The sequence below is a fragment of the Bacillus sp. FSL M8-0049 genome (assembly GCF_038593355.1).
Lineage (GTDB): Bacteria > Bacillota > Bacilli > Bacillales > Bacillaceae > Bacillus > Bacillus safensis.
The window spans coordinates 3,316,062-3,338,344 of record NZ_CP151986.1 but is presented as its reverse complement, the minus strand read 5'-3'; the positions used below and the strand labels follow the sequence as shown (position 1 = coordinate 3,338,344).

20 protein-coding genes are annotated in these 22,283 nt (G+C 43.4%); 14 read left to right on the top strand and 6 right to left on the bottom strand.

Going from position 1 to position 22,283, the window contains the following annotated elements; genetic code table 11:
* Positions 1–101: 101 nt before the first annotated feature.
* The 3 genes from NSU13_RS17230 to NSU13_RS17220 all read left to right on the top strand — a co-directional run bounded on the left by NSU13_RS17230 (position 102) and on the right by NSU13_RS17220 (position 2,971).
* Positions 102–1,403: an HD domain-containing protein gene (locus NSU13_RS17230; RefSeq protein WP_007497716.1), complete on the top strand. Its 1,302-nt coding sequence runs from the start codon at positions 102–104 to the stop codon at positions 1,401–1,403.
* Between the two features lie 30 nt (positions 1,404–1,433).
* Positions 1,434–1,934, top strand: a complete 501-nt coding sequence (locus tag NSU13_RS17225; protein WP_034281252.1) for a YwgA family protein — start codon at positions 1,434–1,436, stop codon at positions 1,932–1,934.
* A 224-nt stretch (positions 1,935–2,158) separates the two neighbouring features.
* Positions 2,159–2,971, top strand: a complete 813-nt coding sequence (locus NSU13_RS17220) for a zinc-dependent metalloprotease (protein ID WP_025093861.1) — start codon at positions 2,159–2,161, stop codon at positions 2,969–2,971.
* Positions 2,972–3,021: 50 nt separating this feature from the next.
* Here NSU13_RS17220 and NSU13_RS17215 read toward each other — a convergent pair whose 3' ends face one another.
* Positions 3,022–3,207, bottom strand: a complete 186-nt coding sequence (locus NSU13_RS17215; RefSeq protein ID WP_003214939.1) for a 2-hydroxymuconate tautomerase — start codon at positions 3,205–3,207, stop codon at positions 3,022–3,024.
* 113 nt (positions 3,208–3,320) lie between these two features.
* On the opposite strand from NSU13_RS17215, the gene NSU13_RS17210 reads away from it, so the two are divergent.
* Both NSU13_RS17210 and NSU13_RS17205 read left to right on the top strand, forming a co-directional pair.
* Positions 3,321–3,977 carry a site-2 protease family protein gene (locus tag NSU13_RS17210; protein ID WP_024423770.1) on the top strand — a complete coding sequence of 219 codons (657 nt, stop codon included), beginning with the start codon at positions 3,321–3,323 and terminating at the stop codon, positions 3,975–3,977.
* Between the two features lie 12 nt (positions 3,978–3,989).
* Entirely contained in the window at positions 3,990–4,508 is a 519-nt protein-coding gene (locus tag NSU13_RS17205) for a YwhD family protein (protein WP_024423769.1), read from the top strand.
* Positions 4,509–4,632: 124 nt separating this feature from the next.
* On the opposite strand, the gene NSU13_RS17200 is transcribed toward NSU13_RS17205, so the two are convergent.
* Positions 4,633–6,702, bottom strand: a complete 2,070-nt coding sequence (locus NSU13_RS17200) for a transglycosylase domain-containing protein (protein ID WP_268481160.1) — start codon at positions 6,700–6,702, stop codon at positions 4,633–4,635.
* 224 nt (positions 6,703–6,926) lie between these two features.
* Here NSU13_RS17200 and speE point away from each other — a divergent pair, with 224 nt between their 5' ends.
* The 5 genes from speE to argS all read left to right on the top strand — a co-directional run bounded on the left by speE (position 6,927) and on the right by argS (position 11,342).
* The gene (speE, locus tag NSU13_RS17195; RefSeq protein WP_025093862.1) at positions 6,927–7,757 is read left to right on the top strand and encodes a spermidine synthase; all 831 of its coding nucleotides are present in this window, start codon (positions 6,927–6,929) and stop codon (positions 7,755–7,757) included.
* 69 nt (positions 7,758–7,826) lie between these two features.
* Positions 7,827–8,699: an agmatinase gene (gene speB, locus NSU13_RS17190; protein ID WP_075621567.1), complete on the top strand. Its 873-nt coding sequence runs from the start codon at positions 7,827–7,829 to the stop codon at positions 8,697–8,699.
* 78 nt (positions 8,700–8,777) lie between these two features.
* Positions 8,778–9,125, top strand: coding sequence for a hypothetical protein (locus NSU13_RS17185; protein ID WP_211043637.1), 348 nt, complete (start codon positions 8,778–8,780; stop codon positions 9,123–9,125).
* Between the two features lie 124 nt (positions 9,126–9,249).
* Positions 9,250–9,672, top strand: a complete 423-nt coding sequence (locus NSU13_RS17180; RefSeq protein ID WP_003215400.1) for a DUF1934 family protein — start codon at positions 9,250–9,252, stop codon at positions 9,670–9,672.
* On the top strand, positions 9,669–11,342 hold the full coding sequence (argS, locus tag NSU13_RS17175) for an arginine--tRNA ligase (protein WP_034281247.1): 1,674 nt from the start codon (positions 9,669–9,671) through the stop codon (positions 11,340–11,342). The genes NSU13_RS17180 and argS overlap by 4 nt, the downstream gene beginning before the upstream one ends.
* 410 nt (positions 11,343–11,752) lie before the next feature.
* Here argS and NSU13_RS17170 read toward each other — a convergent pair whose 3' ends face one another.
* Positions 11,753–12,724: a S66 peptidase family protein gene (locus NSU13_RS17170; protein WP_211043636.1), complete on the bottom strand. Its 972-nt coding sequence runs from the start codon at positions 12,722–12,724 to the stop codon at positions 11,753–11,755.
* A 152-nt stretch (positions 12,725–12,876) separates the two neighbouring features.
* Here NSU13_RS17170 and cls (NSU13_RS17165) point away from each other — a divergent pair, with 152 nt between their 5' ends.
* The 3 genes from cls (NSU13_RS17165) (at position 12,877) to NSU13_RS17155 (ending at position 17,271) form a co-directional block, all read left to right on the top strand.
* Complete coding sequence (gene cls, locus NSU13_RS17165; protein WP_041115905.1) at positions 12,877–14,379, top strand: cardiolipin synthase; 1,503 nt, start codon at positions 12,877–12,879, stop codon at positions 14,377–14,379.
* A 105-nt stretch (positions 14,380–14,484) separates the two neighbouring features.
* Positions 14,485–16,200, top strand: coding sequence for an ABC transporter ATP-binding protein (locus NSU13_RS17160; protein WP_342489665.1), 1,716 nt, complete (start codon positions 14,485–14,487; stop codon positions 16,198–16,200).
* A 72-nt stretch (positions 16,201–16,272) separates the two neighbouring features.
* Positions 16,273–17,271, top strand: a complete 999-nt coding sequence (locus NSU13_RS17155; RefSeq protein ID WP_342489664.1) for a S66 peptidase family protein — start codon at positions 16,273–16,275, stop codon at positions 17,269–17,271.
* 228 nt (positions 17,272–17,499) lie between these two features.
* Here the strand turns inward: NSU13_RS17155 and NSU13_RS17150 are convergent, their stop codons facing one another.
* From NSU13_RS17150 to cls (NSU13_RS17140), 3 genes are all read right to left on the bottom strand, one after another.
* Entirely contained in the window at positions 17,500–17,754 is a 255-nt protein-coding gene (locus NSU13_RS17150) for a hypothetical protein (RefSeq protein ID WP_034281244.1), read from the bottom strand.
* Positions 17,755–17,827: 73 nt separating this feature from the next.
* Positions 17,828–18,790, bottom strand: coding sequence for a UV DNA damage repair endonuclease UvsE (gene uvsE / locus NSU13_RS17145; RefSeq protein WP_252049880.1), 963 nt, complete (start codon positions 18,788–18,790; stop codon positions 17,828–17,830).
* Between the two features lie 12 nt (positions 18,791–18,802).
* Positions 18,803–19,999, bottom strand: a complete 1,197-nt coding sequence (gene cls, locus NSU13_RS17140) for a cardiolipin synthase (RefSeq protein WP_041115506.1) — start codon at positions 19,997–19,999, stop codon at positions 18,803–18,805.
* Positions 20,000–20,142: 143 nt separating this feature from the next.
* Here cls (NSU13_RS17140) and NSU13_RS17135 point away from each other — a divergent pair, with 143 nt between their 5' ends.
* Complete coding sequence (locus NSU13_RS17135) at positions 20,143–22,254, top strand: heterodisulfide reductase-related iron-sulfur binding cluster (RefSeq protein ID WP_342489663.1); 2,112 nt, start codon at positions 20,143–20,145, stop codon at positions 22,252–22,254.
* Positions 22,255–22,283 lie beyond the last annotated feature (29 nt).

Genomic DNA, 22,283 nt, shown 5'->3' with positions numbered 1-22,283 from the left:
AGCAACTTCTGAGAACACATTCACCAGCAAATTCAAGGATGTTTTCGGGAAAAGTTACCCGATATAATAGAAACACGTCTTAAAAAAAGAGGGACGAAACGATGGCGTATCCAAAAGGGAAATTATCTGAGGAAAAGGTATTTAAAGATCCTGTGCACCGTTATGTTCACGTAAGGGATGCATTAATATGGGATTTAATAGGAACAAGAGAGTTTCAGCGCCTGAGACGAATTAAACAGCTAGGAACTACTTATTTGACGTTTCATGGTGCAGAACACAGCCGATTCAATCATTCACTCGGTGTATACGAGATTGTGAGACGAATTGTGGATGATGTGTTTAAAGGGCGGCCTGAATGGGATGAAGGGGAGCGCGAGCTTGTACTTAGTGCAGCCTTGCTTCATGACCTCGGACATGGTCCATTTTCTCATTCCTTTGAAAAGGTCTTCCACTTAGACCATGAATCGTTTACAAGAGATATTATTTTAGGGCAGACGGAAGTCAATGAAGTGCTCCGCCGGGTGAGTGATGATTTCCCGAAGCATGTGGCTGAAGTCATTGCCAAAACGTATCAAAACAAACAGGTGGTCAGTTTGATCTCAAGTCAAATTGATGCCGACCGAATGGACTATTTGCAGCGTGATGCTTACTATACAGGCGTCAGCTACGGCCACTTTGATATGGAACGTATTTTACGTGTGATGCGCCCGAGAGAAGATCAGATTGTGATGAAGCAGAGCGGGATGCATGCGGTTGAAGATTATATTATGAGCCGCTATCAAATGTACTGGCAAGTCTATTTCCACCCAGTGACACGCAGTGCGGAAGTCATTTTAACGAAAATCCTTCATCGGGCAAAAGAGCTGCATGAAACGGGTTATATTTTTACACATGCCCCCGTTCATTTTTACTCAATCTTTGAGGGGAATGTCACCACAGAGGACTATATTAAGCTGGATGAATCCATTGTCTTATTTTATTTTCAGGCGTGGGAAGATGAAGAAGATCACGTGCTGGCTGATTTGTGCCGCCGTTTTATGAACCGCCGATTGTTCCAATATACAGAGTTTAATCCAAATGAAGAAATGACGAAATATTTCAAGCTGACTGCCTTGTTCAAGGAGGCAGGAATTGATCCTGACTATTATTTAGTGGTCGATTCTTCCTCTGACTTGCCCTATGACTTCTACAGACCAGGGGAGGAAGAAGAGAGGCTGCCCATCCACCTTTTGACGCAAAGCGGTCATATTAAAGAACTGTCGAGACAGTCAGATATTGTTGACGCCATTTCCGGTAAACGAAGAACCGATCATAAACTTTATTTCCCGATGGACTTAATTGTAGATATGTCGGAAAAAGCTGAAGAAAAGAAGGCGATCATGAAGCTGCTTGGTTTGGGATAAGGAAGTACTGAAAAAGGAGATGTCGGGAATTTGTTGAAAGAGCATGCAAAGTTGATGAAGGTATTCTCTGAATCAGGGGAAATCGTTGGACGGAAGAAGCTGCAAAAGATGATTTACATAGCAAAAAAGCTAGATTTGCCTTTTTACGAGAAATACGATTTTCATTTTTATGGCCCCTATTCAGAGGAGTTGACGCTCAGAATTGAAGAGCTGTGCAACCTTGGATTCTTGGACGAAATGAAGGAAAAAAAGGGCGGATACTATCAATATCGCTATTCGCTGACGGACAATGGGAAAGAGTTTCTCGATCAGTGTGAAGTGGACATGCCTGACCTCAAAGCGCTGACGCAGCAGATGAACGAGCAATCATCTCGTTTCCTAGAGCTTGTCTCAACGATTTTATATTTTGATGACCTGCCAGAAGATGAGGTAAAGGAAAAGGTCTTTACCATTAAAAGCAAGCAGCGCTATACGGACGAAGAATTTGAGGCGGCCCTTGCTTATATTGATCAGTTGAAGGAATTGAACTAGTTGAACAAAAGCCCGACTTTTAGGGCTTTTTTTGTTTGGTAAGACCCAGACCAAAAGCGCTATTTTTCGATGAAATGTGTGTCAAAATATCCGAAAAATTAGTGAAAATGACGTAATTCGACTTTTTTCCTGTGCATCTAATTCCCTGTTTTTGACTGAATAGAAGGAAAATGGTGAATTTTCAGTGAATATATAACCTTGTGAAAAACAAAGGAGGGATAGGAATGAAAAAGCGTTCAGTCTTTTTGTCATTTTTATTGGTAGGTAGTTTGTTACCGGGGGTAAGTTCAGCTTCAGCACCAGTAGCGAGTGCAGGTCATGGGCATGATCATGGTCATGCGCCGTTCGAAACCCATATTAGTGAGGGGCTGCCAAAAGCAAAAGATTTTAAAGATTTGAAGACAGCACCTCCAATTGAACGAGATGTGACAACAAAGGTATTAGATGAGTCTGGTAAGCAGGTAGGCTCGAGAACCTTTAAGGCCAATACAGGAGATTCAATTTCAACAAAAGCAAGTACAGGCAGTCAGAAGGTCACTGTCTATGCGGTCGCTGATGCGCAGTATCGTGCGAAATATAGTGACTGGCAAACACGGATTGTCAGCATCATCGAGCAAGCAGATGTCACGTTTAACCGTGATCATGATGTGGACTTTGTCGTACAAGCAGTAGGATCTTGGACGTCTTCGGGATCAAATGCAGAGCAAATTCTGTCTAACCTTGCGCGAAGCTTTGATGGCAGAGGATATGACTTTGTCACTGGATTTACAGCAAATCCAAACTTTGATGCTGGCGGAATTGCTTATGTCTACAATAGTGCACCAAGCGGAAGTGCATTCGCCGTTAACCTTGATCAAGGAACAGCGAACACTGCAAAAGCGGCTACGCATGAATACGGCCATAACTTTGGCTTACCGCATGACCCTCAAGGAAGCGGCATTGTCTGCTTAATGAACTATGATTATTCTTACACAGTCGATTTCTTCGATGCGGCTCATAAAAATCAAGTGAACCGTAATAAAGCGTGGTACAGATAAGAATGCAGACAAAAGGACAAACACATTGAGTGTTTGTCCTTTTTATATGCTTACAGATCGCTCATTCGCTTTCCTGCTACGGCATAGTGTTCCTTTTTCATTTCTTCAATAATAACAGAGACTTTTTCTGCCCCTGCGCCTGTTGTTTCAACAACGGCATCAGTGACTTTCTCCACAAGAGCTCTTTTCTGCTCATCTGTTCTTCCTTCAAGCATTTGAACGGTGACAATCGGCATGGCGAAAACCTCCTTTTTCCTTTAATGCTACGCTTCCCTTTAGTTTAAGGGACTTCTTATAGTATACTGAATGAAGTAAATCATTGTATAGAAAGAAAGAGGGATTCTTGCCTTTGAACCAATTTCTTGTTTATCCATTAGAACTTATTCCATATGTTGCCATTACGCTTGTTGTTGCATTTACGATGCACGAGCTGGCGCATGCATATGTTGCGTACCGATTCGGAGACCCGACGGCTAAGAATCAAGGGAGACTGACGCTCAATCCCCTGAAGCATCTCGATGTATTCGGGACGATTTTGATCTTTGTGGCCGGGTTTGGCTGGGCGAGACCTGTACCGGTGAATCGTTACCATTTTAAAAAACCGCGCTTAGCAGGGATTTGTGTCTCCATTGCTGGGCCATTAAGTAACTTGGTGCTGGCGTTTTTGGGCTTTTTTGTGTATGTGCTTCTTCAGAAATTTGGCGGAGAGTGGATCATGCGCTTTGAGCCGGGAGTCGATAATTTCTTTTTAATCTTTATTAACTTAAACGTCATCTTGTTCCTATTTAACTTATTACCGCTTCCGCCGCTTGATGGGTATCGTATTATTGAGGACGTCGTCAGCCCCCGTATCCGGGCGAAAATGACGCAATTTGAACAATATGGGATCATTATTTTTCTCATATTCGTGATCACACCGCTGGGACAGTTTGTGTTTGGTCCATTGATCGGAATGCGGGATCAAATCATACACTGGTTTAATCTTATTTTGAAGCCGCTGCTTTAGGAGGTTTAAAGAATGGAAGGTAAAAAGAAGAAACCAATTGGTTTTAACATCATTAAAAAAACAGATGCAACCGACGGACATGGAGGCTTTGGGGCAGGCGCCCTCAGCCTTGATAATATCTCGCCAGTCATCATTGATGTAGAAGAAAAGGAAGCTGTCATTGATATTGGTGCCATGCATGCAAGAAGTGCCGTCGAAAAAGGAATTAAATTTTTGAAAACAAAAGAAGAAGTGCCGAACGGAAAGCCGTATTGGCTCGTATGGGTGACGATTGACCGCAGAGAAGAAGGACCTTATTATGCAGGTGTGACGGCTTGTGAAATGACCGTTGACCGTTCGATCCGCCGCGGGTATAAGTCACTTCCAGAGCATGTGAATTTAATGGATAAATCGATGAAGCGGAAAATCGTCGTTAGTCATATGGATGACGTATCCAAAAAGGTGCTGGCTGATTTCCTAAAGGGTCATAATCAAGCGCTATGGGACGCATCGACAGATGAATTAAAAGAAGGATTGGCTGTCCCTGAATAATTGTGAAATTTTTGTGAAGATTGGCGGATGTCTACCAATTCGATCCGTTTTTTGAGTAAACTGGTGTTAAAGCTAGGACATGGAGAATCCCGAGATGCAGGTCTCGGGGTTTTTCATGTCTTTTTTAACGTTTCAGCCACTTTTCCCACCATTTCTTTGGCTTTTGATCTTGAACTGGTTCCTGCTCAGAGGCCTTGTCCTCAGCACCATAGCAGACACCTGTCGGCTCCGTACCTTCTATAAAATAGGTGAATACCTTTGATTCACATCCTGGACCTGCGAGGTCGCCGGTTTTTGGATTGATATATACCCCTTTGACACCGTCAGGCGGCATGAAGGAGGAGGCTGGCTGCTTTGAGAGAGCTGATTCCATAAAGGAAGCCCATATTTTTTTCGCATAGGCCGTTTCTTCGACTGAGTCAATGGTGCGGCCTTTATCATAGCCTGTCCATACACCTGTGACGAGCTGGGGAGAGAAGCCGATCATCCAGCTGTCGGCGCCTGTAGTCCCAGACTTTCCTCCGTATGTTCGTGTAAGGTCCTTTATAATGGTGCGGCCAGTGACACTTGTATAGCCGTTTAATTGATCATTGAACATGCCTGACATCATGTCGGTGGTGACAAATGCTGCTTTTTCATCGAGGATTTGTTCTCGTTTTTGTTTCTCTTCAAAAAGCACATTGCCTTTTGCGTCGGTTACTTTCGTAATAAAGGTTGGTTTGACGCGTTTTCCGCCATTGACCAGCATGGCGTAAGCATTGGTCATTTCAATGGGTTTCACAGGAGACGTGCCCAGGGCAAGAGATGGTACTTGATCTAGTTTCTCCTTGATTCCAAATGTCTTGCCAGCACGTACAAGCTGCTCCATTCCTAAAAATAGATGGGTCTTTACAGCGTAAATATTATCAGACAGCGCTAAAGCTTGAAGCATTGTAATGCCGTCATTGGCGTAATAGCCGTGATAATTGCTTGGTGAATAAGCGGCATCGCTGCCTTGATCGTCCAGTTCAAACACCGTTTCCTCACTGCGCATGACGGTTGCGGGTGTAAACCCGTTTTGCAAGGCAATGTAATAAAGAAGGGGTTTCATGGTTGAACCGGGCTGCCTTTTTGCTTGTGTCACCCGATTGAATGGACTTTTCTCATAATCTCTCCCGCCTATGAGGGCAAGTACATGCCCTGTTTGAGGATGGATGGCGGCAAAGCCGATTTGGATTTCTGATTTGGAATTCATCGTATTTTTTAACGTCTTTTCTGCGATTTTCTGTAATTCTGGATTGAGAGTCGTTTGGATATGAAGCCCATAGGTTTCAATCTGTTCCTCAGTTAACCCCAAGCTTTGTTTCAACTCTCGAATCACATCGTCATAAAAATACGGGGCTTGCTTTGCTTGCAGCTGCTTCTTTTGCAAAGGGCGATAGGACAGCTTTTCTTTCGCAGCGTCATCGGCTGCTTTTTTCGTAATCATGCCATCCTCGTGCATTTGTCTCAAAATCATATTCTTTCTTGCGCCGGCTTTCTCCTCATTCACATAAGGGGAATAGAGAGAAGGCCCCTTTGGGATACCGGCAAGCAGGGCAGATTCAGCGAGGGTTAAGTTCTTTGCTTTTTTCCCGAAATACAGACGGGACGCTGCTTCCACACCGTACACTCCGTGACCATAATAAATGGTGTTCAAGTATCCTTCTAAAATCTCATCTTTTGTATAGTTTTGTTCTAAACGAATCGTGTAAAAGGCTTCATTCCACTTCCGTTTCCACGTTTTATCATGATCTAAATACAGATTTCGTGCATATTGCTGGGTGATCGTGCTGGCACCTTGCACCTTAGCCATGGCACGAATATCGGCCACCGCAGCACCTGCCATCCGTTTCACATCAAAGCCATGATGCTCATAAAAGGTTTTATCTTCAACAGCGACAACTGCCTGTCTGATATGAGGAGACATCTCCTTTAATGGCACCCAATATCTCTTTTCTCCAAAGCTGGATTCTCCAAGCTTTGAGCCATCGGCTGCATAAATGGTCGTGGATTGGGGAACTTGAACAGAAGGGGCACCTTGCCATTTAGCTATTAATAGAATCGTCAAAAAGACGGTACCTGCAAATAGAAAAGCGAGCAAGCCGATAAAAAAACAGGCTCGAATCGTTTTCACGGTCATGCGGATTTTTTTATTACTCATGATTGTGTCCATGCAAAGCCCCCATTTTGACGGTTTTTTATCAGTATGGAACAAAGAAAACCGTTTTAAACAAGCGATTGCTGGAGCGCTTTAAAAAATGAAGAGAACTCATGCGGTTCTTTACAATTTGATATGAATCCACTATACTTTTTTCTTGGACAATCGATATAGTCAAAGCCGATAAAAGGCGCTAACAATAGATGTTTGTTTATTATTGGATGAGAGGAAGATGAACAATGAGCGAACTTTGGTATACAGAGAAGCAAACGAAGAATTTTGGTATTACATTGAAGGTGAACAAAACCCTTCACACAGAACAAACAGACTTTCAGCATTTAGAAATGGTGGAAACAGAAGAGTTTGGCAATATGCTGTTTTTAGACGGCATGGTGATGACGTCTGAGAAAGATGAGTTTGTATACCACGAAATGGTGGCACATGTTCCTCTTTTCACTCATCCAAACCCGGAAAATGTTCTTGTTGTAGGTGGAGGAGACGGCGGTGTCATTCGTGAGATCCTCAAACACCCAAGTGTGAAAAAAGCGACACTTGTTGATATTGACGGAAAGGTCATCGAATACTCGAAGAAATTCCTTCCTTCTATCGCTGGGAAACTAGACGATCCTCGTGTAGATGTGAAAGTAGGAGACGGTTTTATGCACATTGCTGAAGCTGACAACGAGTATGATGTGATTATGGTTGACTCTACTGAGCCTGTTGGACCAGCTGTGAACCTGTTCTCTAAAGGATTTTACGCAGGAATCGCAAAAGCACTTAAAGAAGACGGTATTTTCGTTGCACAAACGGACAACCCTTGGTTCACACCTGAGCTGATTACAAATGTACAGCGTGATGTAAAAGAAATTTTCCCAATTACAAAGCTTTACACAGCGAATATTCCAACGTATCCAAGCGGTCTTTGGACATTCACCATCGGTTCTAAAAAATATGATCCACTTGCTGTAGAAGACAGCCGTTTCTTTGATATTGAGACGAAATATTACACAAAAGAATTGCACAAAGCGGCATTCGTTCTGCCGAAATTTGTGAGCGACTTAATTAAATAAATCAAGCGAAATGGACATGCGCAAATGACGGTTTGCGCATTTTTTGAAGCGTAAAAGGAGGAATCTTGCATGAGATTCGACGAGGCTTATTCAGGAAAAGTGTTTATTGGAAGTCATCCGACATGGGAAGATGCAAAGGTCATTTTATATGGCATGCCGATGGACTGGACAGTCAGCTACCGCCCAGGTTCACGTTTCGGTCCTAACCGCATTCGTGAAGTATCGATCGGTTTAGAGGAATACAGCCCTTATTTAGATCGTGAGCTGCATGAGGTGCCATTCTTTGATGCGGGTGACATCCCACTTCCTTTTGGGAATGCACAAAAGAGCTTAGATTTAATTGAAGAGTATGTCGACAGCATTTTAGAAAAAGGGAAGTTTCCATTAGGAATGGGCGGCGAGCATCTCGTGTCTTGGCCGGTTTTCCGTGCGATGTATAAGAAATACCCTGATTTGGCCATCATCCATATGGACGCACATACGGATCTTCGTGAGGAATATGAGGGGGAGCCGCTTTCACATTCAACACCGATTCGAAAAGCTGCAGGACTGATTGGAGCTGAAAATGTATTCTCTTTCGGCATCCGTTCTGGAATGAAAGAAGAATTTGAATGGGCAAAAGAAGCGGGTATGCACATTTCTAAATTTGAAGTACTGGAGCCATTGAAGCAAGTATTGCCAAAGCTAAAAGGGCGTCCAGTGTACGTGACGATCGACATTGATGTACTTGATCCAGCTCATGCACCTGGTACAGGAACGGTAGATGCTGGCGGTATTACATCAAAAGAGCTGCTTGCATCCATTCATGCAATTGCAGGATCTGACGTCAAAGTCGTCGGGGCTGACCTTGTCGAGGTAGCACCTGTATATGATCATTCAGACCAAACAGCGAATACAGCGAGTAAGCTTTTACGCGAAATGCTGCTTGGTTTTGTGAAATAATCAGTTGATAGAGGAGCTTGTCATCTCATGTGGACAAGCTCTTTTTTTACATTGGTCAAAAAATAAAGGAGGGAGCTCATGTTTTCGTCCATATTGATGGTGTTCCTCGCTTTATGTGTGTTAGGGGCAGGCTTTCTCACACTGATACGAGAGCTCGCAGCTAATCCGCCTGTTTTTGCTTCGAAAAAGGAAGCAAAGGAAGAGATGCTGGGGCTGTTTCACGATCGAGGCTTTTTCTATTTGACGGCCATTGCGTTATTCATGCAGGTGGTATTTAAAAAGGATCAAATCGCACCATTTGATTTTTTTCAGGCATTTTTGGCAAGTTCAGGCATACAGGCTCTTTTTTACTTAATGAAAAGAAAAGACTTGGGCGTAAAGGCTGGACTTGTCGTAGTGGTCAGTTGTATTTTTCTTTTTTTCTAAAGGGATGGCTGAAGATGAAAAACGAAGTTTAATCGCCGTGAAGATGAGAAATGATGGTATGATAGGCGATCGTGAATATGGTATACTATTTTAGTTAAACGGGTCTTAGCAAAGGAAGTGCAAAATGACACAAAACCAAATTTCAATTCATGTAAAGTCAGTGATGAAACCAGAGACGGAGCCGGCTGAAACGATCGAATTCCGCACGACTGGAACGTACCAAGAGAAGAATGACAAAACGTATCTCACTTACCATGAAGAACATGAAATGGGTCAAGTAAAAACCGTTGTGAAAATGAGTGAAAAAGAAATTTTTGTGATGAGATCAGGGGCTATTCAAATGAAGCAGCGCTTTCTCATTGGAGAAACAACCGTCACACATTACACGATGCCATTCGGTACACTTCAGTTAGATGTGCACACACATGGTATTGATCTCGATGTGGACAAGGGACTGCTGCACATTACGTACGATATGCTGACAGGAGAAGATCAAAAGCATTTACATACATTATCGATTTCGTATAAGGAGGATTTACGTTCATGAATATCGCAGAACAGGTCAAAGATGCGTTAAAAGAAGAAATCATAGCGGCAGTCGTCAAAGCAGGACTTGCCGATGAAAGCCAGGTGCCAGATGTCCTTTTAGAAGTGCCGAAAGACAAAACTCACGGTGATTACTCGACCAACATGGCGATGCAGCTTGCCCGCATTGCGAAAAAAGCACCTCGTCAAATCGCAGAGGACATCGTCAATGCATTTGATAAAGGGAAAGCTTCCATTGAAAAACTGGATATCGCAGGTCCAGGGTTCATTAACTTTTATATGAACAATCAGTATTTAACAAAACTCATTCCAGCTGTTCTTGAGGCAAAAGAAGCTTATGGCGAAACGAATACAGGCGGCGGTCAAAAGGTGCAAGTCGAATTCGTCTCAGCCAACCCAACAGGTGACCTTCACCTTGGACATGCCCGCGGAGCAGCTGTAGGAGATTCCCTTTGCAACATCCTTGATAAAGCAGGGTTCGATGTGAGCCGTGAATACTATATCAACGATGCAGGGAATCAAATCAATAACCTCGCTTTATCTGTAGAAGTACGTTATTTTGAGGCACTCGGTCTTGAAAAGGAAATGCCTGAAGACGGCTACAGAGGAGAAGACATCAAAGGCATCGGACAAAAGCTTGCGGATGAATTTGGGGACCGTTTTGTTCATGAACCGGAAGAAGAGCGTATGAAGTTCTTCCGTGAATACGGCTTGAAATACGAATTAGAGAAATTACGTGTAGACCTTGAGAATTTCCGTGTGCCATTTGATGTATGGTATTCAGAAACCTCTTTATATGAAAATGGAAAAATCGAACCAGCGCTGGAGACACTTCGCGCTAAAGGCTATGTTTTTGAAGAAGACGGTGCAACGTGGCTGCGTTCAACTGATTTTGGCGATGACAAGGACCGTGTGCTGATTAAAAAAGACGGCAGCTTCACTTACCTGCTTCCAGACATCGCATATCATAAAGACAAATTGGACAGAGGCTTTGACCAGCTCATTAACATTTGGGGAGCGGACCATCACGGCTATATCCCTCGAATGAAAGCGGCGATTCAAGCACTTGGATATCCAGCTGACAAGCTTGAAGTCGAAATCATTCAGCTTGTGCATCTTTACAAAAACGGTGAAAAGATGAAGATGAGTAAGCGTACAGGAAAAGCCGTCACAATGCGTGACTTGATTGAAGAAGTCGGCTTAGATGCGACTCGTTATTTCTTTGCGATGAGAAGTGCGGCGACACATATGGACTTTGACCTAGACTTAGCGATTTCTACGTCTAACGAAAACCCTGTGTACTATGCACAATATGCGCATGCGAGAATTTGCAGCATGCTGCGTCAAGGTGAAGAAAAAGGCTATGAACCGAACCTTGAAAAAGCCGATTTCTCTCACATTCAATCGGAAAAAGAATACGATCTTCTGAAAATCATTGGCAGCTTCCCAGAAGTTGTAGCAGAAGCAGCTGAAAAGCGTATTCCGCACCGCGTGACCAACTATATTTATGACCTTGCATCAGCCCTTCACAGCTTCTACAATGCCGAGAAGGTCATTGACGCAGAAAACGAAACAAAAACAACAGCACGTCTTTCACTCATGAAAGCAACACAAATCACGCTTGCGAATGCATTAAAACTAATTGGTGTATCGGCTCCGGAAAAGATGTAATGAAATGAAAGAAAGCCCCACTCTATTGAATGAGTGGGGCTTTTTGGTATAAAAAACCCGCTATCCTTAAGAGATAGCGGGTTTTGAAAATTATCCAAGCGTATTAATTATGTTAGAGATAGAATCAAATAATTGGCTAAGTACATCAGAGAACATAGAGTGTGTCTCCCTTCGGCAAGCATGTAGTATGTGTGTGTCAAATGGAATTATCCAAGCGTATTAATCATGTTAGAAATAGAATCGAATAATTGGCTAAGTACATCAGAAAACATATTTTTGCCTCCTCTCTTTTCTTTTACATCTACTTAACTAAGGGGATAGAGGGTTGGATCACTTTTTCTAAAAAAATTTCAAAAAAGATGATGGCATAGAAAAAAGCCCCGCCTATTCGGGTGCTTTTTGGCCTTTCGTTATGAATGAATGCGCAGCTTCACGTCTCCATTTGTACACGCTAGCTGAACGTTTCCACCAATCGGGAAAGTGAAGACTGGTTGTGTATGTCCGATATCGACATCATAAATCACAGGGATGTGTTTGAGCATTGGATGTTTATCTAAAATGAATCTTAAATGTTCTTCTGTCATCTTGGATTTCTTCTGAAAGCGTCCGATGATCAACCCTTTGATTGATTGTGCATGCTGCAAGAGGGAGGTAAGGTCTCTGGCGAACATTTCAGGGAACACCAGCTCATCATCTTCCACAAATAAGATCGCATCCTTTACATTCGGCATAAACGATGTCCCTTGCAGTAAGTTCAGTGTACAAAGGTTTCCGCCAAACAAGGTGCCTTCAGCTGTTCCTTCCTGATATATGTTCCATTTCGTCGGATGAAACTGCCTGTTCGCTTGATCGAGATACCACGCGTCATCACTCCATTTTGTCGAAGGAATCACATCAAACGGTTCGCCGCCATTCATCAAGCAAGCTTGAAACATAGCGGTCTGTTCCTGCTGTCCCTGCTCCATTTGAAAGCTTGAGAAATGGGGGCCAGAATATGTTACCATATCACATTTCGCTGTAATGGCGCTTGCAAGTGCTGTAATGTCACTATAGCCGCAAAGGACTTTAGGATGCTGACGGATCAAGTCGTAATCAATATAAGGCAAAAGCTCATTGCAGTTGAAGCCTCCGATGGCTGTCAAAATACCATCGACCTCATCATCTTTGAACGCCTCATGCAGATCAGACAAGCGGTGTTCAATAGACGATGATGAATGAAGGTCACATTCAAAGACGTGCTGTCCAAAAGAGACAGTGAACCCTAAAGACTCCAGACGTTTTTTCGCTTGAGAAATTCCTTCTTTTGATAAAATGCTGGCACTTCGGCTTGGGGCAATGACCCGAATATGGCTGCCTTTTTTTAAAGGTGGAGGTGTATGCATAAACAAATCTTCCTTTCCATCACGTATTTCTCCATTATATCGGATCAAATAGCGCAAGTCTGTAAAGGCTAGGAGAAAGGAATGGGTCGTGCGTTTCATACAAGCTGTACAAAGGGTATGGAAGAGAAAAAGACAGAATGAGGGCGGAGAATGTGAAAAAGAGAAGACTGGAATTTTTATTTTTATATTTTATGATATTCGGGGCATATGTGGTGTATTGGTGGACTGTGCCGGCGTGGAGCGTTCAGCTGTACGCAGCGATTTATATCGCCATTATTTTATTTAGTATCATCTCACTCATGCTGGAGAATCGTACATCACAGCACACGCTGTTATGGATATATGTGCTGATTTTTTTCCCGATCATTGGCTATATGTTCTATCTGTTCTCAGGGCAGCTCTATGTAAAGGGTCATTTATTCAAATCAAAGAGAATGTATAACCGCGAGAAATTACGCAGAATCTCTGAGCTTGAGAGTAAGCCGAATGAGTCACGTTTAACCGATAATCAGCGTGCTTTTTTTCATTACACAGAAAAAGCAACAGGCATGCATGTGAACACAAATAGTGATATGGAGATTTTAAAGAATGGGGAGGAGACGTTCCCCAGAATTTTTGAAGAGTTAAAAAAGGCAAAATCGTTCATTCATATTGAATATTACATGTTCAAATCCGATTTCCTCGGCCACCGGATGATGGAGATTTTGATTGAAAAAGTGAAAGAAGGGGTAGAGGTCCGTTTCATATATGATGCGGCAGGCAGCATCCGCTTCTCCCGAAAAGATATTAAACGCTTGAAGCAGGCAGGGGTCAAGGTCGCTCCTTTTCTACCTTTAAAATATGGATTCTTTAATCAAAAATTTAATTTTCGAAATCACCGAAAAATCGTCATTATTGATGGAGAGACAGGGTTTGTCGGCGGGTTAAATGTCGGCAAGGAATACGTAGGACGGGATGAAAAGATCGGCTTTTGGCGTGATACGCATGCCATGTTAAAGGGTGAGGCTGTTCAGACCCTTCACTCCGTTTTTATGCTGGACTGGGAGTATGTATCAGATGAAGTATTAATTGATGATCCGAGGTATCATACGCCGCATTCTGTGACAGGCGAGGATGTCATTCAGGTTGTACCAACTGGACCTGATATGAAAGAAAGTATGAGTGATTTATATGATGCCCTCATTTCTAATGCGAAACAATTTGTCTGGATTGCCACACCTTACTTTGTACCAAACGAATCGATTCGCACTGCGCTCAAAATCGCTGCCACAAGAGGGGTGGATGTGCGGGTGATGGTTCCAGAGATCAATGACGGATTTCTCACACAATACGCCACACGATCTTATTTTTCTGAGCTTCTAAAAGAGGGCATCAAGGTGTATCACTATCAGAAAGGATTCATGCATCAAAAGGTGATGATCGCAGATGGAGAACTCGCCTCTGTCGGTACCGCGAATGTCGATATGAGAAGCTTTCAGCTCAATTTTGAGGTCAATGTCTTTACAGCTGCGAAAAAGCCAATTGAGCAATTGATGGCCCACTATGAGGAAGATATGAAGGAATGTGAGCAAATGGGCCCTGTTCATTTTTATAAAAGAGGCTTAAAAGAGCGTTTGAAGGAATCATTTGCCCGGTTGTTTTCTGGCGTATTATGAGGATTTCCAGCCAAAGAAATCATTTCCTGATCTAGTATTTTGAAGAGGATTCCTCTATAATTGAAAATGATTATCAATTATAGAGGAAATGAGGTTCTTTTACATATGCTAAAACGCTTTTTCGCCTATTACAGGCCCTATCGCGGTCTGTTCTTTTTAGATTTCTTTTGCGCTGTCGCAGTTGGACTGATGGAGCTAGGTTTCCCGCTGATCGTGAACTACTTCATTGATACATTATTACCAACAGGGAACTGGACGGTCATTGCCTGGACCGCACTTGCTCTGTTTATCATTTATGCACTCAGCTCGGTTATGCAGTTTATTGTGTCGTACTGGGGACACATGCTTGGCATCAATATTGAAACAGATATGAGGAAGAAGCTGTTTGATCATTTTCAGCGTCTCTCATTTAAGTTCTTTGATAACAACAAAACGGGTAAGCTTATGTCTCGAATGACAAATGACCTCATGTACATTGGTGAGGTGGCTCATCACGGACCTGAGGATTTGTTTATTGCAATTATGACGATTCTTGGCGCCTTTGCTGTCATGCTGATGATTAACTGGCAGCTTGCTATCTTAACCTTCTTGATCATGCCTGTCATCATTTGGCTTGCCCTTCATTTTAATAAGAAGATGACACAGGCGATTACACAGCTGAACAATGACATTGGAGACTTTCATGCAAGGGTTGAAAACAATATTGGCGGCATTCGTCTTGTTCAAGCTTTTGCCAACGAACATTTCGAGAAAAAGCGTTTTGCTGAAAACAACAACCGCTTTCGGAAAGCGAAGCTTCTTTCATATAAAATCATGTCGGTGAACAGCTCAATCAGTTACATTCTCACACGTCTTGTGACACTGTTTGTCCTTCTGGCAGGGACATGGTTTGTTCTGCAGGGGCAATTAACGGCAGGTGGATTTATCGCGTTTGTTCTCATTACAAATGTCTTATTCAGACCGATTGATAAAATCAACACAGTGATTGAAATGTATCCAAAAGGAATTGCGGGCTTTAAAAGCTATGTCGACTTACTTGAAACAGAGCCAGATGTAAAGGATACAGAGGGAGCTCGTGATGTATTCGGACTGAAAGGTGAAATTGAATATCGAAACGTGACATTCGGCTACGATGAGCACAGCCATGTGTTAAAGGACATCGATTTGAAGATCAAACAAGGAGAAACTGTTGCGTTTGTCGGGCCTTCAGGAGCCGGGAAATCGACGATTTGCAGTTTGCTGCCACGTTTTTATGATGTGGATAAAGGGGGGATTACGATTGATGGTGTGAGTACAAAATCGATGACCTTGTCTTCTTTAAGACAGCAGATCGGCATTGTGCAGCAGGATGTCTTTTTATTCTCAGGCACCATTCGAGAAAACATTGCGTACGGCAACTTAGAAGCCAGCGATGCAGAGATTTGGGAGGCTGTACGTCGTGCGCATTTAGAGGAACTCGTCCAGCGTTTCCCAGAAGGATTAAATACAGTCATAGGCGAGCGCGGCGTCAAACTGTCGGGAGGTCAAAAGCAGCGTCTGTCGATTGCGCGGATGTTCCTAAAAAATCCTTCGATTCTTATTTTAGATGAAGCCACATCAGCACTTGATACAGAAACAGAAAAAGCTATACAGGATGCACTGAGCGAACTGGCTGTCGGAAGGACAACACTCGTCATTGCCCACCGCCTGGCAACAATTAAACACGCCGATCGTATCATCGTCGTGACAGAGGAAGGCATCCAAGAACAAGGCCGTCACCAAGACCTTATTCAAATGGGAGGCGTGTACAGCAGACTGCATGAAGCGCAGTTTGGTCATTAAAGAGAAAGCCCTTTTGATAAAGGGCTTTTTTTGTTAGGATAGAAAAAACGTTTGTAGGAAGGATCTGATGGAATGAAGGGGCTTCGGCGATTACAAAAGGGCGATAAGATCAGTATATTTTCACCTTCTAGTCCTGCATCAGCGACCTCGCCTCTTAGGTATGAGCGGGCGAAGAAGTGGCTTGAGCAAAAAGGATTCATTGTGGTTCCAGGATCATTAACAGGGAAAGAGGATTACTACCGTTCAGGTACAATTCAAGAACGAGCAGATGAGCTGAATGAGCTGATGGCTAGAGAGGACTTGGCGTGCATCATGTCAATGATTGGCGGGACGAATTCAAATAGTTTGCTGCCTTATCTTGATTTTGACCTGCTGAAACAACATCCGAAAATCATGATTGGTTATTCAGATGCGACAGCGATTCTTTTAGCGGCCTACGAAAAAACGGGACTGCCTGTTTTCTACGGACCGGCGCTTGTTCCTTCTTTTGGCGAGTTTGAACCGTTTGTCACTTATACATATCAGTCGTTTGAGGACATCCTGATGTCCCATCAAACCATTCCTTATCAGATTGAAAAACCGCCTTTTTGGACAGATGAACGAATCAATTGGGAAGAAAAGACGGGTGATAAAAAGCAGCGTCCAAATGATTGGCTGTGCGTCATAGAGGGACAGGCAGAAGGCAGATTGATCGGCGGGAACTTGAATGCGATGTACGGCATATGGGGAAGTGAGTTCATGCCAGCCATCCAAAACGGAGACATCCTTCTCATTGAAGATTGTATGAAAACCGCGTCGGTTGTAGAAAAGAACTTCTCTTTATTGAAAGTAAATGGCGTGTTTGAACGGGTTTCTGGGATTCTTTTAGGAAAACATGAGCTGTTTGATGATGAAGGGACGGGCAAAGAGCCTTATGAGATTTTACTTGAGGTACTCGGAGAGACAAAAAGACCACTCATCGCTGATTTTGACTGTGCTCATACGCACCCAATGCTTACGATGCCAATCGGGGCACAAGTGAAAATGGATGCATCCTCCAAACAAGTTTGGTTAACAAAAGAGTGGATATAGCAAAAGAGCGCCTGCGGCTGCTCTCCCAGCATGTAGACAAACCCTCGCATTCGTTGTCACGCCTGCGTGCCGGTGCTCACGAATGTCAAATTCGCTCCGCGCCGGTACTCGTCCTTCCTAGGGCTGCAAAGGTTTTCAATCACGTGAAAAGAAGACAAAGGGCTAAAATCAACATCATTTTAGCCCTTTGTCAACCAATCTGAAAGAGCAGCCTATGGCTGCTCTTCTTTATGAAACCTTCTCTTTTTCAAATGGCTGTAGGAGGTCTTGCGCTTTTTTCCCCTCCACGACAATTAAGTAGTCAGATTCTAAATGAGTGAGCCTGAAGGTTTCAAGCTCTACGATGTTCTTAATGCTGCACATTGTCTTTTTAGAATACACATATAAACGATGCTGAGCCTGCTGGCACTTTTCATAAAGAGAAATAAGCTTATGTAAATTCAACGCTTTCGCAGCGATTCGGATTGAATAGATTTGAGACATCTTCATATCCTCCTGTTAATTACTTTCTCACAATAGCTTTGTTACCCCCATTTGCACAAAGGTAAACCTTTCTCTATGTTTTCCACTCAATGGTTCCCCCGCCTGTCCGCCGATTGCCCCTTATCGCTGACAGCTCTTCGACTAGACGGAGCAGAGCTTGATCCTTTAATTTTGCTTCAATCATGAAATCTACATCACGACCATACGGTTTTAATGCTTGAAAAAGCGGTAAGACAAAGTTCATATCTACTCCATCAGCATGACTGCGTATGGCTTTTTCTGATTTAGGTGAAGACAAATGGATTTTGGGCGGAATGCCAGTGTTTGTCCAAGTGTCGAACATTCTTGGCAGGATGTCATCGAGTGCATCATCATCATCTTTATTTGCCACATGATGATGGTAATCAAAAACAAACGGAATGTCATGCTTTTCACATACACCAAGCGTTTCCAGCGACGTATATGTTTTGTCATCGTTCTCAAGTGTCATTCTCGCCTTGATATGAGCTGGAAGCTGTTTGATATTTTCATCAAAGCGTTGAAGAGCCGATTCTTTATCGCCGTACGCCCCGCCTACATGAATGTTCATGTAGCCTTCCTTATCGAGCTTCATCGCCTCAAGCATTTGATAATGGTACGTCATATCGATGACGGCATTTTCTGTAATCGAAGGTTTTGGGCTGGTAAACAAGGTGAATTGATTGGGGTGAAAGCTGACCCGTAAGCCGTGCCGTTTCACCAGCTTGCCGATCTCAAGAAATTCTTTGTGAAAAGGTGTCACAAAGTCCCAGCGCACCTCTGGATGGGTCGCGAGCGGGACGATCGAGCTTGAAAAACGGTAAAGCGGGATATCATGAGCAATGGCGAAATAAAGCGTTCTTAATGTATTCACGAGATTGGCGTTTGTTGTTCGCAATAAAGCCTCTTTTCTTTCTTCCTTAGCGAGCTTGCTGTATCTAGCAAAGGTCAGCGACTTGGCAGGAGAAGCTTCCCACAAGGTGACGGCATTGGATACATAACCAAATCGATAACGCATAGGTCATCTCCTTTATAAAAAATACGAGAACATGGCGGCAACCCACTCAAGCGGCCGTGTGAAAAGCGGGCGCTTTGACAATGTTTCTTCTGTCAAGATTTCAGATACCTCCATATGCTCCCGAATCTTTTCTTCTACGTGTGCAGTAAAAGCGGGATCATCAATGGCTACATCTACTTCTTCGTTTAAAAACAAGCTGCGTTTATCAAAATTCGCGGTACTGATCATACAGCGGCTGTGATCAATCAAAATGGCTTTCGAATGATAAAACCCTTTATAAAAACGATAAACAAGACATCCAGAGGCAATGAGGTCCTTCAAATAATGAAAGCCAGCCTCTTTGACAAGTGGATGATCCGCTTTCATTGGAATGATGATTTCAACTGTGACGCCCCGCTTTCGTGCATCAAGCAGCGCCTTCAGAAGAGGGGAAGATGGAATAAAATAAGGCGTACAGATGATGATCTGTTTCCTCGCCTGCTGAATATCTTGGAGAAATAAAGCTTCTAAAGAAAAGCCAGCAGTCGCGCGTGTTGTGCATTGTAATGTTCCCGGTTCCAATGCAGGGAAAACCTCATATTGCAGCTGATGAATACCAGACGACCGGTACAAATCATTCAGAAATACATGCTGGAGATCTGCGACAACCTGTCCAGTCATCCGCAAATGATAATCCTTCCAAATGCCAAACCGGCCTTTCTTTCCAACATATTCATCGCCTATATTAAATCCGCCAATATAGCCAATTTTCCCATCAATCACCGTAATTTTACGGTGATTTCTCATGTTTAAACGGTAAATCAAAAAAGGAAAACGAGGCTTATTTAAAAAGTAAAATTGAATGCCGCTTCTTTCTAGCATGTCAATCGACTTTTGATCAAACGGATAGGAGCCTAATCGGTCGGTTAGCAAAAAGACGGAAACGCCTTGCTCCGCTTTGGCTTTCAATGCTTGGAACACCCTTTGACCAATCTTGTCGTTCTTTACAATAAAGAACATCATATGAATAGAAGAAGAGGCCTGCTGTATATCCGTAAGCAGCTGATCGAAAAATGGTTCGCCATCATGATAAAAGGTGGCATCGCCGCTTGTTTGGTCAAAAGACCGTTCAAATGCGTGCGTAGAAAAATATTTCTTTCCCATATAAAGGTCTAACATGACGAGCAAAACGATGGCAATGATTACGAGTAGGATGATTAATGCGATCATGAAACTTCCTCCTTTTTTGCATATTTCAATAGTGTACCCAAACGCGTAAAAAATATTGACTGAATACTCATTCATTATTTATGATAGAGGTACAACATGGAAACGGAACAAAGTTGGTTTTGGGGAATGAAAGGGGGAGCAAGATGAATAGCCTTTTAATCATCAACTTGATTGCATTTGCGGCGGTGACCGCTTACGCTCTGTATTTGTTTGTTTATCTCATTCGAACACGAGCGGCGTATATTCGTCTTGGTAAAAAAGAAGAGTTTCAACAAGACATGAAGAAACGCTTAGAGCGTGTTTGGGTCAACGTATTTGGGCAAAAGAAGCTGTTAAAGGACAAGAAGAGCGGCATCATTCATGTGCTGTTTTTCTACGGATTTATCCTCGTACAGTTCGGAGCCCTTGATTTTATTCTGAAGGGGCTTATTCCAGACAGCGGGCTTCCTTTAGGTCCGGTGTACGGCGTCTTTACGTTTTTCCAAGAGGTGGTCACACTTCTCATTTTAGTGGCCGTTGTATGGGCTTTCCATAGAAGATACGTGGAAAAGCTTGTCCGTTTAAAACGAGGCTTCAAATCGGGACTAGTGCTTTTATTTATTGGCGGTTTAATGCTGACAGTCTTACTTGGGAACGGCATGAACATCATCTGGCATGGACACTCTCTATCACCAACTGAGCCAATCGCTTCTGGTATTGCCTTCTTGCTGGGCGGAATTTCACCTCTTGCGGCTGCGATTGTTTTTTATGCCGCATGGTGGGTGCATCTTCTTATTTTGCTGACATTCTTAGTATACGTTCCTCAGTCAAAGCACGCCCATCTGATTGCAGGGCCTGTGAACGTATTTGTCAGCAGATTAGACCCGCCAGGCAAGCTGCAAAAAATTGATTTTGAAGATGAGTCACAAGAGACCTTCGGTGTAGGAAAAATTGAAGACTTCCGTCAGTCTCAGCTCATCGATCTTTACGCCTGTGTGGAATGCGGGCGCTGCACGAATATGTGCCCGGCAACAGGGACAGGGAAGATGCTGTCTCCAATGGATTTGATTTTAAGGTTAAGAGATCATTTAACCAATAAAGGGGCCGCCATTACATCAAAAACACCTTGGGTCCCGCAGCTTGCCTTCAAGCAGACAACAGGAAACCAGCTGGCACTGCAGGCGAGAGGAGCAGGTGCGGAAGAGTCGGCTGCCAGCTCGATATATCATCCTTCTCTTATTGGAGAGGTCATTACAGAAGAAGAGATCTGGGCATGTACGACATGCCGAAACTGTGAAGACCAATGCCCTGTCATGAATGAACATGTCGACAAGATTATTGATATGCGCAGATATCTTGTGCTGACCGAAGGAAAAATGGACGCCGATGCACAGCGTGCCATGACAAGCATTGAGCGCCAAGGGAACCCGTGGGGATTGAACCGGAAAGAAAGAGAAAATTGGCGTGAACTGAGAGAAGATGTGCATGTGCCAACAGTGAAAGAGTTGAAAAAAGCAGATCAAAGCTTTGATTATTTATTCTGGGTTGGTTCAATGGGGGCATATGACAATCGAAGCCAAAAGATTGCACTTGCTTTTGCAAAGCTCCTCAATGAAGCGGGAGTATCCTTTGCCATCCTAGGCAATAAAGAGAAAAACTCAGGCGATACGCCAAGAAGACTCGGAAACGAATTTTTATTCCAAGAGCTTGCTGCAAAAAACATTGAAGAATTCCAGAAAAACGGCGTCACAAAGATCGTCACGATTGATCCACACGCCTATAACTTATTTAAAAATGAATACCCAGACTTCGGACTTGAGGCAGAAGTATACCATCATACAGAATTACTGGCAGAGTTAGTGAAAGAAGGGAAAATAACACCTGTACATGAAGTGAACGAAGTGATTACCTTCCACGACTCTTGCTACCTAGGCAGATATAACGAAGTGTACGACCCGCCAAGAGACATTTTAAAAGCCATTCCAGGTGTGACGCTGAAAGAAATGGAGCGCAACCGTGAAACTGGTATGTGCTGCGGTGCAGGCGGGGGCTTAATGTGGATGGAAGAAGAGACGGGTACCCGGATTAACACTGCACGAACGGAGCAGGCGTTACAGGTCCAGCCGTCCATCATCAGCTCAGGGTGTCCTTATTGCTTAACGATGCTGGGAGATGGGACGAAGGCGAAGGAAGTAGAGGAACAGGTAGGCACATTTGATGTCGCCGAACTTCTTGAAAAATCAGTGTTTGGTGAGCCTGGAAAGCAAGTGTCGTAAACATGACAGGCCGATGAATAGGATGTTCA

Excerpts from the sequence above, each read along its gene's own strand:
- NSU13_RS17230 (WP_007497716.1), top strand. The coding sequence starts at position 102 with ATGGCGTATCCAAAAGGGAAATTATCTGAGGAAAAGGTATTTAAAGAT.
- NSU13_RS17220 (WP_025093861.1), top strand. The coding sequence starts at position 2,159 with ATGAAAAAGCGTTCAGTCTTTTTGTCATTTTTATTGGTAGGTAGTTTG.
- NSU13_RS17215 (WP_003214939.1), bottom strand. The coding sequence starts at position 3,207 with ATGCCGATTGTCACCGTTCAAATGCTTGAAGGAAGAACAGATGAGCAG.
- NSU13_RS17205 (WP_024423769.1), top strand. The coding sequence starts at position 3,990 with ATGGAAGGTAAAAAGAAGAAACCAATTGGTTTTAACATCATTAAAAAA.
- NSU13_RS17200 (WP_268481160.1), bottom strand. The coding sequence starts at position 6,702 with ATGGACACAATCATGAGTAATAAAAAAATCCGCATGACCGTGAAAACG.
- speE (WP_025093862.1), top strand. The coding sequence starts at position 6,927 with ATGAGCGAACTTTGGTATACAGAGAAGCAAACGAAGAATTTTGGTATT.
- speB (WP_075621567.1), top strand. The coding sequence starts at position 7,827 with ATGAGATTCGACGAGGCTTATTCAGGAAAAGTGTTTATTGGAAGTCAT.
- NSU13_RS17185 (WP_211043637.1), top strand. The coding sequence starts at position 8,778 with ATGTTTTCGTCCATATTGATGGTGTTCCTCGCTTTATGTGTGTTAGGG.
- NSU13_RS17180 (WP_003215400.1), top strand. The coding sequence starts at position 9,250 with ATGACACAAAACCAAATTTCAATTCATGTAAAGTCAGTGATGAAACCA.
- argS (WP_034281247.1), top strand. The coding sequence starts at position 9,669 with ATGAATATCGCAGAACAGGTCAAAGATGCGTTAAAAGAAGAAATCATA.
- NSU13_RS17170 (WP_211043636.1), bottom strand. The coding sequence starts at position 12,724 with ATGCATACACCTCCACCTTTAAAAAAAGGCAGCCATATTCGGGTCATT.
- NSU13_RS17160 (WP_342489665.1), top strand. The coding sequence starts at position 14,485 with ATGCTAAAACGCTTTTTCGCCTATTACAGGCCCTATCGCGGTCTGTTC.
- NSU13_RS17155 (WP_342489664.1), top strand. The coding sequence starts at position 16,273 with ATGAAGGGGCTTCGGCGATTACAAAAGGGCGATAAGATCAGTATATTT.
- NSU13_RS17150 (WP_034281244.1), bottom strand. The coding sequence starts at position 17,754 with ATGTCTCAAATCTATTCAATCCGAATCGCTGCGAAAGCGTTGAATTTA.
- uvsE (WP_252049880.1), bottom strand. The coding sequence starts at position 18,790 with ATGCGTTATCGATTTGGTTATGTATCCAATGCCGTCACCTTGTGGGAA.
- cls (WP_041115506.1), bottom strand. The coding sequence starts at position 19,999 with ATGATCGCATTAATCATCCTACTCGTAATCATTGCCATCGTTTTGCTC.
- NSU13_RS17135 (WP_342489663.1), top strand. The coding sequence starts at position 20,143 with ATGAATAGCCTTTTAATCATCAACTTGATTGCATTTGCGGCGGTGACC.